This is a genomic window from Citrobacter sp. wls718 (assembly GCF_005280945.1).
GTDB classification, from domain to species: domain Bacteria; phylum Pseudomonadota; class Gammaproteobacteria; order Enterobacterales; family Enterobacteriaceae; genus Citrobacter; species Citrobacter gillenii.
Map to the genome: position 1 here is coordinate 41,668 of NZ_SZWV01000034.1, position 11,002 is coordinate 52,669.

An 11,002-nucleotide genomic window follows, 5' to 3' on the forward strand; every position below is an offset into this window, starting at 1 on the left:
GTATGCTGGAAGATATCCGCGCCAATAGCTGGAGTCTGCGTCCGTGCTGCATGGTGATGGCCTATCGGGTCGCCCATTTTTGCTCTGTCTGGCGCAAAAAAAACGTGCTGAATAACCTGTGGGCCGCACCGGTGCTGGTGATGTATCGCCTGATTACCGAATGTATTTTCGGCTATGAAATCCAGGCGGCTGCGACTATCGGCCGTCGTTTTACTATTCATCATGGCTATGGCGTAGTCATCAACAAACGCGTGGTGGCCGGGGACGATTTTACCCTGCGTCATGGCGTGACCATCGGCAATCTCGGCAGAAGCGATCTGACCTGTCCGACGATCGGCAACGGGGTTGAGCTGGGTGCCAATGTCACCTTGCTGGGCGATGTCATCATTGGTCATAACGTGACGATTGGCGCTGGCAGCGTTGTCGTGGACAGCGTGCCGGACAATACGCTGGTGGTGGGTGAGAAAGCGCGAGTAAAGGACGTAAAATGAATATCCTGCAATTTAATGTCCGACTGGCAGAAGGCGGCGCGGCAGGGGTGGCGCTGGATTTACACCTGCGGGCGCTGGAGCATGGGCTGTCGTCGCGCTTCATTTATGGCTACGGCAAAAGCGGTAAGAAAAGCCTCAGCCACCATCACTATCCACAGGTGTTCAAGCATACGCCGCGCCTGACGTCGGCGCTGAATATTGCGCTGTTTCGCTTCGCTAACCGCGACCTGTTTGGCAATCTCGACAATCTGTATCGTACAGTCACCCGCACCGCAGGCCCGCTGGTGCTGCATTTTCACGTGCTGCACAGCTACTGGCTGAATCTGGAAGAGGTGGTGACGTTTTGTCAAAAGGTGCAGGCGCATAAACCGGATATCACCTTTGTCTGGACGCTGCACGATCACTGGAGCGTGACCGGGCGCTGCGCGTTTACTGACGGCTGTGAAGGCTGGAAAACCGGCTGCCGGAAATGCCCGACGCTGAGTAATTATCCGCCGGTTAAGGTTGATAAAGCGCATCAACAACTGCCCGGAAAACGCCAGATGTTTCGCGCCATGCTGGCGCTGGGTTGTCAGTTTATCTCCCCCAGTCAGCATGTGGCTGACGCGTTTAACAGCCTGTACGGTGCGGGGCGCTGCGCCATTATCAACAACGGGATCGATGTCGCGACCGAAGCCATTCTCAGCGACTTGCCGCTAAACGATGAGCCTCGCAGCCGGCCGAAAATCGCCATCGTGGCTCACGACCTGCGCTATGACGGCAAAACCAACCAACAGTTGGTGCGACAGATGATAGCGCTGGGCGACAAAATAGAGCTGCATACCTTCGGCAAATTCTCGCCGTTTAGCGGCGCGAACGTGGTCAATCATGGATTTGAAACCGACAAGCGCATACTGATGAGTGCGCTTAACCTGATGGATGGACTGGTGTTCAGCTCGCGAGTGGATAACTACCCGCTGATTTTATGCGAAGCGCTTTCTATCGGCGTACCGGTGATTGCCACGCACAGTGAGGCTGCGCAGGAAGTACTGGCAAAATCGGGGGGCAAAACCTTCAGTGAAGAGGATGTCCTGCAGCTGGTGCAGTGCAATAAAACGGCGATCGCGCAGGCGGTATTCGGTACGTCGCTGGCGGCCTTTCGCCAGCGCAGCCGCAGCGCCTACAGCGGCCAACAGATGCTGGAGGACTATGTCTCGTTCTATCAGAATCTGTAGCTATTTGATGCTGCCGCTGCTGTACCTGCTGGTCAACGTTAAGCTTGTGCAGTTGGGGGAAAGTTTTCCGGTCACCGTGGTCACGTTTTTGCCGCTGCTGTTGTTGCTGTTTGTTGAGCGTATCAATATCAAAAAACTGCTGATTGCGCTGGGGATTGGCGGTGGGCTGACGGCCTTTAATTACCTGTTTGGTCAGTCGCTGGATGCCAGCAAATATGTGACCTCCACCATGCTGTTTGTCTATACGGTGATCATTATTGGCATGGTCTGGAGCATTCGCTTTAAAACCGTCTCCCCGCATAACCACCGTAAGATTTTACGTTTTTTCTGGCTGGTGGTGGGGCTGGTGGTGGCGCTGGCTGCGGTTGAGATGGCGCAGATTATTCTCACCGGTGGCAGCAGTTTAATGGAAGCAATTTCGAAATATCTTATTTACAGCAACAGTTATGTTCTGAACTTTATTAAATTTGGTGGTAAACGAACTACCGCGCTTTATTTCGAACCGGCATTCTTTGCTCTGGCATTAATCTCAATTTGGCTCAGCATCAAACAGTTTGGTATCAAAACGCCTAAGACCGATGCTATGATTCTGGCAGGGGTGATATTATCAGGATCGTTTTCAGGGGTAATGACTTTTATTTTATTTTACCTGTTAGAGTGGGCATTTCAGTATCTGAACAAAGAAGCGATAAAAAAGAAGTTACCGCTGGCGATAATCTCACTTAGCGTGTTTATGGTTGGCGTAATATTTGCTTTTCCCTACATTGCCACACGACTTGGTGATTTAGGCACGGAAGGGTCGTCATCGTATTACCGTATTGTGGGGCCGCTGGTGATGGTCGGTTATTCATTACTCAATATCGATGGCGTAGTCAGATTTGGCTCACTTTATGAATATGTAGCGTCATTCGGAATCTTTAACGGTGCAGATGTCGGGAAAACAATAGACAATGGTTTGTATCTGCTGATTATTTATTTCTCATGGTTCGCTGTAATATTGGCGGTGTGGTACATGGGAAAGGTTCTGAAAATGATGTTAAATGCGTTTGGCGATAATCCGAATTATCAGGTGCAGCTTTATCTTTTTACGCCGCTGTCGCTGTTTTTTACCGGTTCAGTATTTAGCCCGGAATATGCGTTTTTAATTGTTTGTCCGTTTATTTTGCGCAAGGCGCTAAATATCGCGAGGTAATTCCTATGCTGCTCACTATTATCACAGTTGCCTTTCGTAATCTGCAGGGGATCGTCAAAACCCACGCATCGCTAGCCCATCTGGCGCAGGCGGGCGACATCAGCTTTGAATGGATTGTGATCGATGGCGGTTCTGCGGACGGTACGCAGGCATTTCTGGAAAATCTCAACGGTGAGCACCGGTTACGGTTTGTCAGCGAACCGGACAACGGTATTTATGATGCGATGAACAAAGGCATTGCCCTGGCGCGAGGGCGGTTCGCACTGTTTCTGAACTCCGGTGATATTCTGCATGCGGATGCTGCGTCATTTATCCGCCAGCTCAAAACGCAAAGCGACAAGGCGATGGTGATCGGCGATGCGCTGCTGGATTTTGGTGATGGAAACAAAATTAAGCGTCGTGCCAAGCCCGGTTGGTATATTTATCACAGCCTGCCGGCCAGTCATCAGGCGATATTTTTTCCGCTCAATGGACTGCATGCCTGGCGCTACGATCTGCAATTTAACGTGTCGTCTGATTATGCGCTGGCCGCAAAATTATATAAATCTGGTTATGCCTTTAAAAAATTAAGCGGACTGGTCTCTGAGTTTTCTATGGGCGGCGTATCGACGACAAATAATCTTGAGTTATGTCGGGATGCAAAAAAGGTCCAGCGTCAGATATTACATATGCCGGGCTTTTGGACCGAACTGTCCTGGCATTTGCGCTTACGCACCACCGGTAAGGCCAAAACCTTATATGGCAAAATGTAAGGGGTAAATATGCAGGATTTAAAAGGCTTCACGATGCCGAAAGGCTTTCGCGGAGGTGGTGCAATTAAAGTGCAATTATGGTGGGCGGTACAGTCAACATTATTTCGACTATCACCGCAGGTGATGTACCGCTGGCGCGCATTTTTATTACGTTTATTCGGCGCGAAGATAGGAAAAAACGTCGTTATTCGACCTTCAGTAAAAATAACCTATCCATGGAAACTAACCCTGGGTGATTACGCATGGGTGGGTGATGACGCGGTGTTATATACGCTGGGCACGATTACGATTGGAGCCAATGCTGTTATCTCGCAAAAAAGTTATTTATGTACCGGTAGCCATGATTATGCCAGCCCGCACTTTGATATTAACGCCACGCCGATTGTGATTGGCGAGAAATGCTGGCTGGCGACAGATGTATTTGTCGCACCCGGCGTGACGATTGGGGCGGGCACTGTCGTTGGGGCGCGAAGCAGCGTTTTTAAATCGCTGCCCGCCAATGCCGTTTGTCGGGGAAATCCTGCGGTCGTAACGCGCGAACGCGTTGAGAAAGTTACTCCCTGAGGGGATCATTTAAGAGGTGTAAACATGTCAAAAGTCGCTCTCATTACTGGCGTAACCGGGCAGGATGGTTCTTACCTGGCAGAACTTCTGTTGGAAAAAGGGTATGAAGTTCATGGGATTAAACGTCGTGCGTCGTCGTTTAACACCGAGCGAGTGGATCATATTTATCAGGATCCGCACTCGGGTAATCCAAAATTTCATCTGCATTACGGCGATCTGACGGATACCTCCAACCTGACCCGTATTTTACAGGAAGTTCAGCCGGATGAAGTCTATAACCTCGGGGCGATGAGCCACGTGGCAGTATCGTTTGAATCCCCGGAATACACCGCGGACGTCGATGCGATTGGTACGCTGCGCCTGCTGGAGGCGATCCGCTTCCTCGGCCTCGAAAAGAAAACCCGCTTCTATCAGGCCTCCACATCTGAACTGTACGGCCTGGTACAGGAAACGCCGCAGAAAGAGACCACGCCGTTCTACCCGCGTTCTCCGTATGCGGTCGCCAAACTGTACGCCTACTGGATAACCGTCAATTACCGCGAATCCTACGGCATGTTCGCTTGTAACGGCATTCTGTTTAACCATGAGTCTCCGCGCCGGGGCGAAACGTTCGTTACCCGCAAAATTACCCGGGCGATTGCCAACATTGCGCAGGGGCTGGAGTCATGTCTGTATCTCGGCAACATGGATTCCCTGCGTGACTGGGGCCACGCCAAAGATTATGTGCGCATGCAGTGGATGATGCTGCAACAGGATCAGCCGGAAGATTTTGTTATTGCCACCGGCGTGCAGTACTCCGTGCGCCAGTTTGTCGAAATGGCGGCCGCGCAGTTGGGCATTAAATTGCGTTTTGAAGGGCAGGGCGTTGAGGAGAAAGGCATTGTCGTGTCGGTGACCGGACACGATGCGCCGGGCGTGAAGCCGGGTGACGTGATGATTGCGGTCGATCCGCGTTATTTCCGTCCGGCAGAAGTCGAAACATTGCTCGGTGACCCGGCAAAAGCGCACGACAAGCTAGGCTGGAAGCCGGAAATCACCCTGAGCCAGATGGTCAGTGAAATGGTTGCCAACGATCTGGAAGCGGCGAAGAAACATTCTCTGCTGAAATCTCACGGCTATGAGGTCGCCATCGCGCTGGAGTACTGAGGATGATGAAACAACGTATTTTTGTGGCGGGCCATCGCGGGATGGTGGGGTCCGCCATCGTCAGGCTGCTGGCCACGCGCGACAACGTGGAGCTGGTGTTGCGTACCCGTGACGAACTGAATCTGCTGGATGCCCGTGCTGTGCAGCAGTTTTTTGCCACCGAACGTATCGACCAGGTGTACCTGGCGGCGGCGAAGGTGGGTGGAATAGTGGCAAACAATACTTACCCCGCTGATTTTATTTACGAAAATATGATGATTGAGAGCAACATCATTCACGCGGCGCACTGCCATAACGTGAATAAGCTGTTGTTCCTCGGCTCATCCTGCATTTACCCGAAGCTGGCCAACCAGCCGATGGTTGAAAGCGAACTGTTGCAGGGAACGCTCGAGGCCACTAACGAACCCTACGCGATTGCCAAAATTGCCGGGATCAAACTGTGCGAGTCGTATAACCGTCAGTACGGCCGCGATTACCGCTCGGTGATGCCCACCAATCTGTACGGGCCGCAGGATAACTTTCATCCGAGTAACTCGCACGTGATCCCGGCACTGCTGCGCCGCTTTCATGAAGCCTGCGCACAAAATGCGCCGGATGTAGTGGTGTGGGGGAGCGGCACGCCAATGCGCGAGTTCCTGCACGTGGATGACATGGCTGCCGCCAGCATTCATGTGATGGAACTGGACCGCGAGGTCTGGCAGGAGCACACCCAGCCGATGTTGTCGCACATCAACGTGGGAACCGGCGTGGACTGTACCATTCGCGAGCTGGCGCAAACGGTCGCGAAGGTCATAGGCTACAAAGGTCGCGTGGTGTTTGACGCCAGTAAACCCGACGGTACGCCACGCAAATTGCTGGATGTTACGCGTTTACACCAGTTGGGCTGGTACCACGAGGTCTCGCTGGAGGACGGGCTTGCCAGCACTTATCAGTGGTTCCTTGAAAATCAGCAGCGGTACCGGGGGTAAATATGTTTTTACGTCAGGAAGAATTTGCCACGGTAGTGCGTTGTACGCCGCTGATTTCCATTGATTTGCTGGTGGAAAATGCGCGCGGTGAGTACCTGCTGGGCCAACGCCTCAACCGTCCCGCCCAGGGACTTTGGTTTGTGCCGGGTGGACGGGTGCAGAAGGATGAACGGCTTGAGAACGCGTTTGAGCGCCTGACGTTGGCGGAACTGGGGTTACGTTTGCCGCTGTCTTCCGCGGAGTTTTACGGCGTCTGGCAGCACTTCTATGACGATAACTTTTCGGGCACCGATTTCACCACCCATTATGTGGTGCTCGGTTTTCGCCTGAAGGTGAGCGAGGCAGACCTGCGTCTGCCCGATTCCCAGCATGACGACTACTGCTGGCTGACGCCGCAGGCGTTGCTGGCCAGCGATAACGTTCACGATAACAGCCGGGCGTACTTTATGCCGCAACGTCAGGCCGGAGTGCCGGGCTTATGAAAATTCTGGTGTACGGCATTAATTATTCACCGGAACTGACCGGGATCGGCAAATACACCGGCGAAATGGTGGAGTGGATGGCGCAAGCCGGGCATGACGTTCGGGTGATCACCGCGCCGCCTTACTACCCGCAGTGGAAAGTGAACGGCCGTTATTCCGCCTGGCGTTATCGTCGGGAAGAAGGCGATGCCACCGTCTGGCGCTGTCCGTTGTATGTGCCAAAGCAGCCCTCAACGCTGAAACGTCTGCTGCATTTGGGCAGTTTTGCCGTGAGCAGTTTTTTCCCGCTGATGGCGCAGCGACGCTGGAAGCCCGATCGCATTATTGGCGTGGTGCCGACGCTGTTTTGCACACCGGGGATGCGCCTGTTGGCGAAACTCTCCGGGGCACGCACGCTGCTGCACATTCAGGATTATGAAGTTGACGCCATGCTTGGCCTCGGAATGGCCGGGAACAGTAGGGGCGGCAAAGTGGCCACATTGGCCAGCGCGTTTGAACGCAGCGGCCTGCATAACGTCGACTATGTCTCAACCATCTCGCGTTCGATGATGAATAAAGCGCAGGAAAAAGGGGTCGCTGAAGAAAAGGTCATCTTCTTTCCTAACTGGTCGGAAGTGGCGCGATTTCGCGACGTGACCGCGGATGATGCCCGGGCGTTGCGGCAAAAACTCGGTGTGCCTGAAGGAAAAAAAATCATTCTTTACTCGGGCAACATTGGTGAAAAGCAGGGACTGGAGAGCGTGATTGATGCCGCCGACGAGCTGAGTGCTCAGCCCTGGCTGTTTGTGATTGTCGGGCAGGGTGGCGGCAAGGCGCGACTGGAAAACAGGGTCCGCGAGCGCGGCCTGGAAAACGTTAAATTTTTTCCCCTGCAATCTTATGACGCACTGCCTGCGCTGCTGAAGATGGCCGACTGTCATTTAGTGGTGCAAAAGCGCGGTGCGGCGGATGCGGTATTGCCCTCCAAGCTGACCAATATTCTTGCCGTGGGTGGCAATGCGGTGATCACCGCGGAGCCTGATACCGAACTGGGCCAGCTCTGCGAGGACCATCCGGGGATTGCGGTATGCGTGGAGCCGGAGTCGGTGAGCGCGCTGGTGGCCGGAATTACCCAGGCGCTAATCATGCCTGACATCAACACGGTGGCACGTGACTATGCCGAACGTACGCTGGTAAAAGACCGCGTGCTTAGCCAATTTATTGCAGATATACGGGGATAAATCATGCGTCAACGCACACTCTTTCCAGTGGTGATGGCCGGTGGCTCCGGTAGCCGGTTGTGGCCGCTGTCCCGCGTCCTGTATCCCAAGCAGTTCTTGTGCCTGAAGGGCGATCTCACCATGCTGCAAACCACGATATGCCGTCTGAACGGCGTGGAGTGTGAAAGCCCGGTGGTTATCTGCAACGAGCAGCATCGCTTTATCGTTGCCGAACAACTTAGACAGCTCAACAAGCTGACCGAAAATATCATTCTGGAACCCGCCGGACGTAATACCGCCCCGGCGATTGCGCTGGCCGCGCTGGCGGCAAAACGTCACAGTCCGGACGCTGACCCGCTGATGCTGGTGCTGGCGGCAGATCACGTGATTACCGACGAAGAGGCGTTTCGCGAGGCGGTTCGCAATGCGATGCCTTATGCCGAGGCGGGCAAGCTGGTGACATTTGGTATCGTGCCGGACTCGGCACAGACCGGTTACGGCTATATTCGTCGCGGTGACGTTTGCCCCGCAACTACCGATACGGTTGCCTTTACGGTGGCGCAGTTTGTGGAAAAACCGGATCAGGACACCGCACAAGCCTACGTGGCAAGCGGCGATTATTACTGGAACAGCGGCATGTTTCTGTTCCGTGCCGGGCGCTATCTGGAAGAGCTGAAAAAGTACCGACCCGACATTCTGAGCGCCTGCGAAAAGGCAATGAGCACGGTCGATCCCGATCTCGATTTTATCCGCGTCGATGAAGAGGCGTTTCTCGCCTGCCCGGAAGAGTCGGTGGACTATGCGGTGATGGAACATACCGCGGACGCGGTGGTGATGCCAATGAGCGCGGGCTGGAGTGACGTGGGATCGTGGTCTTCGCTGTGGGAGATCAGCGCTCATACCGCCGAAGGCAACGTGCATCACGGCGACGTGATTAGTCACAAAACTGAAAACAGCTACGTGTACGCGGAGTCCGGACTGGTGACCACAGTCGGAGTGAAAGACCTGGTGGTGGTGCAGACCAAAGACGCGGTGCTGATAGCCGATCGCAACGCGGTCCAGGATGTGAAAAAAGTGGTGGAGCAGATTAAAGCTGACGGCCGCCATGAGCATCATATTCACCGCGAAGTGTACCGCCCGTGGGGCAAGTATGACTCCATCGACGCCGGAGAACGTTACCAGGTTAAACGCATTACCGTAAAACCTGGCGAGGGATTGTCGGTGCAGATGCACCATCACCGCGCAGAGCATTGGGTGGTGGTGGCTGGGACGGCGAAGGTGACGATCGATGAAGACATCAAACTGCTCGGCGAAAACGAGTCTGTCTATATCCCTCTGGGAGCGACGCACTGTCTGGAGAACCCCGGAAAAATCCCGCTCGATCTGATTGAAGTGCGATCGGGATCCTACCTCGAAGAGGACGACGTAGTGCGCTTTGCCGATCGCTACGGTCGGGTGTAGGCACTGAATATCTTGCCGGATGGCGCTGCGCTTATCCGGCCTACAACACCGTAAGCCCGGTAAGTGAAGCGCACCGGGCAATGCATTTAACACTCATTAAAAGGCTCATTAAGAGTCAGGGCCAACTGTTGCCTGAAGAAGGGTAAAACATGACGACATTAACCTGTTTCAAAGCCTACGACATTCGCGGCAGGCTGGGCGAAGAGCTCAATGAAGACATCGCCTGGCGCATTGGTCGCGCCTGCGGTGAGTTTCTGCAACCGAAAACCATGGTGCTGGGCGGTGATGTCCGCCTGACCAGCAACGCATTGAAGATGGCGTTGGCAAAAGGGCTGCAGGATGCGGGCGTGGATGTGCTGGATATCGGCATGTCGGGCACCGAAGAGATTTACTTCGCCACCTTCCACCTCGGCGTGGACGGCGGTATTGAAGTGACCGCCAGCCATAATCCGCTGGATTACAACGGCATGAAGCTGGTACGTGAGGGCGCACGACCTATCAGCGGTGATAGCGGTCTGCGTGAGATCCAACGGCTGGCGGAAGCCAACGACTTCCCGCCTGTGGATGCGTCCCGACGCGGCCGTTACACCGCCATCAATCCGCGCGCGGCTTACATTGACCATCTGCTTGGTTACATCGACGTCAAAAACCTTAAACCGATGAAGCTGGTGCTTAACGCCGGTAACGGCGCGGCAGGCCCGGTGCTGGACGCCATTGAAGCCCGTTTTCAGGCTCTTGGTGTCCCGGTTGAATTGATAACAATCCACAACACGCCTGACGGCACCTTCCCGAACGGTATTCCCAACCCGCTGCTGCCGGAATGCCGGGCGGATACCCGTAATGCGGTGATTGAACACGGCGCGGATATGGGGATTGCCTTTGACGGCGATTTTGACCGTTGCTTCCTGTTTGATGAGAACGGCCAGTTTATTGAGGGCTACTACATTGTCGGCCTGCTGGCGGAGGCGTTTCTGGAGAAAAATCCGGGCTCGAAGATCATTCATGACCCGCGTTTGTCGTGGAACACGGTCGATGTGGTGACGGCGGCGGGCGGTAAGCCGGTGATGTCGAAAACCGGTCATGCCTTCATTAAAGAACGAATGCGTCATGAAGATGCCATTTACGGCGGCGAAATGAGCGCTCATCACTATTTTCGTGATTTTGCCTACTGCGACAGCGGAATGATCCCGTGGCTGCTGGTAGCGGAACTGTTGTCCCTGAAAGGACAGCGGCTTGGCGAACTGGTTCGCGACCGCATGGCGGCGTATCCGGCGAGCGGGGAAATCAATAGCACCCTGGCAGAACCGAAGGTGGCGATTGACCGGGTAGAGCGGCATTTCTCCGGCGAGGCGCTGGCGGTGGACAGAACCGATGGTATCAGCATGTCGTTTGTTGACTGGCGCTTCAATTTACGTTCCTCCAATACCGAACCGGTGGTGCGCCTGAACGTGGAATCGCGCGGAGACATTCCGTTGATGGAAGCGCGAACGCGCACTCTTCTGGCGTTGCTGAATCAGTAATGCCGGTGCTTCC

Annotated in this window: 11 protein-coding genes; all 11 read left to right on the forward strand. The window is 54.3% G+C overall.

All coding sequences use genetic code 11. From position 1 onward, the window contains the following. The first annotated feature begins 2 nt into the window (after positions 1-2). Positions 3-491: a colanic acid biosynthesis acetyltransferase WcaB gene (gene wcaB, locus FDW95_RS05865; protein WP_115258096.1), complete on the forward strand. Its 489-nt coding sequence runs from the start codon at positions 3-5 to the stop codon at positions 489-491. Further along, entirely contained in the window at positions 488-1,705 is a 1,218-nt protein-coding gene (gene wcaC, locus FDW95_RS05870; protein ID WP_115258097.1) for a colanic acid biosynthesis glycosyltransferase WcaC, read from the forward strand. The genes wcaB and wcaC overlap by 4 nt, the downstream gene beginning before the upstream one ends. After that, on the forward strand, positions 1,680-2,897 hold the full coding sequence (gene wcaD, locus FDW95_RS05875; protein ID WP_115258098.1) for a colanic acid polymerase WcaD: 1,218 nt from the start codon (positions 1,680-1,682) through the stop codon (positions 2,895-2,897). The genes wcaC and wcaD overlap by 26 nt, the downstream gene beginning before the upstream one ends. A gap of 5 nt (positions 2,898-2,902) precedes the next feature. Beyond that, entirely contained in the window at positions 2,903-3,649 is a 747-nt protein-coding gene (gene wcaE / locus FDW95_RS05880; protein WP_115258099.1) for a colanic acid biosynthesis glycosyltransferase WcaE, read from the forward strand. 9 nt (positions 3,650-3,658) lie between these two features. After that, positions 3,659-4,213: a colanic acid biosynthesis acetyltransferase WcaF gene (gene wcaF, locus FDW95_RS05885; RefSeq protein WP_096756587.1), complete on the forward strand. Its 555-nt coding sequence runs from the start codon at positions 3,659-3,661 to the stop codon at positions 4,211-4,213. 24 nt (positions 4,214-4,237) lie between these two features. Further along, positions 4,238-5,359, forward strand: a complete 1,122-nt coding sequence (gmd, locus tag FDW95_RS05890; RefSeq protein WP_096756588.1) for a GDP-mannose 4,6-dehydratase — start codon at positions 4,238-4,240, stop codon at positions 5,357-5,359. Between the two features lie 2 nt (positions 5,360-5,361). Further along, complete coding sequence (locus FDW95_RS05895) at positions 5,362-6,327, forward strand: GDP-L-fucose synthase (protein WP_115258100.1); 966 nt, start codon at positions 5,362-5,364, stop codon at positions 6,325-6,327. 2 nt (positions 6,328-6,329) lie between these two features. After that, positions 6,330-6,809, forward strand: a complete 480-nt coding sequence (locus FDW95_RS05900; RefSeq protein WP_115258101.1) for a GDP-mannose mannosyl hydrolase — start codon at positions 6,330-6,332, stop codon at positions 6,807-6,809. Next, entirely contained in the window at positions 6,806-8,029 is a 1,224-nt protein-coding gene (gene wcaI, locus FDW95_RS05905) for a colanic acid biosynthesis fucosyltransferase WcaI (RefSeq protein WP_115258102.1), read from the forward strand. Before FDW95_RS05900 ends, wcaI begins: the two co-directional genes overlap by 4 nt. 3 nt (positions 8,030-8,032) lie before the next feature. Continuing rightward, positions 8,033-9,469 (forward strand): mannose-1-phosphate guanyltransferase, encoded by a 1,437-nt coding sequence (gene cpsB / locus FDW95_RS05910; protein ID WP_115258103.1) that lies wholly within the window; start codon positions 8,033-8,035, stop codon positions 9,467-9,469. A gap of 149 nt (positions 9,470-9,618) precedes the next feature. Continuing rightward, entirely contained in the window at positions 9,619-10,989 is a 1,371-nt protein-coding gene (gene cpsG / locus FDW95_RS05915) for a colanic acid biosynthesis phosphomannomutase CpsG (RefSeq protein ID WP_115258104.1), read from the forward strand. Positions 10,990-11,002 lie beyond the last annotated feature (13 nt).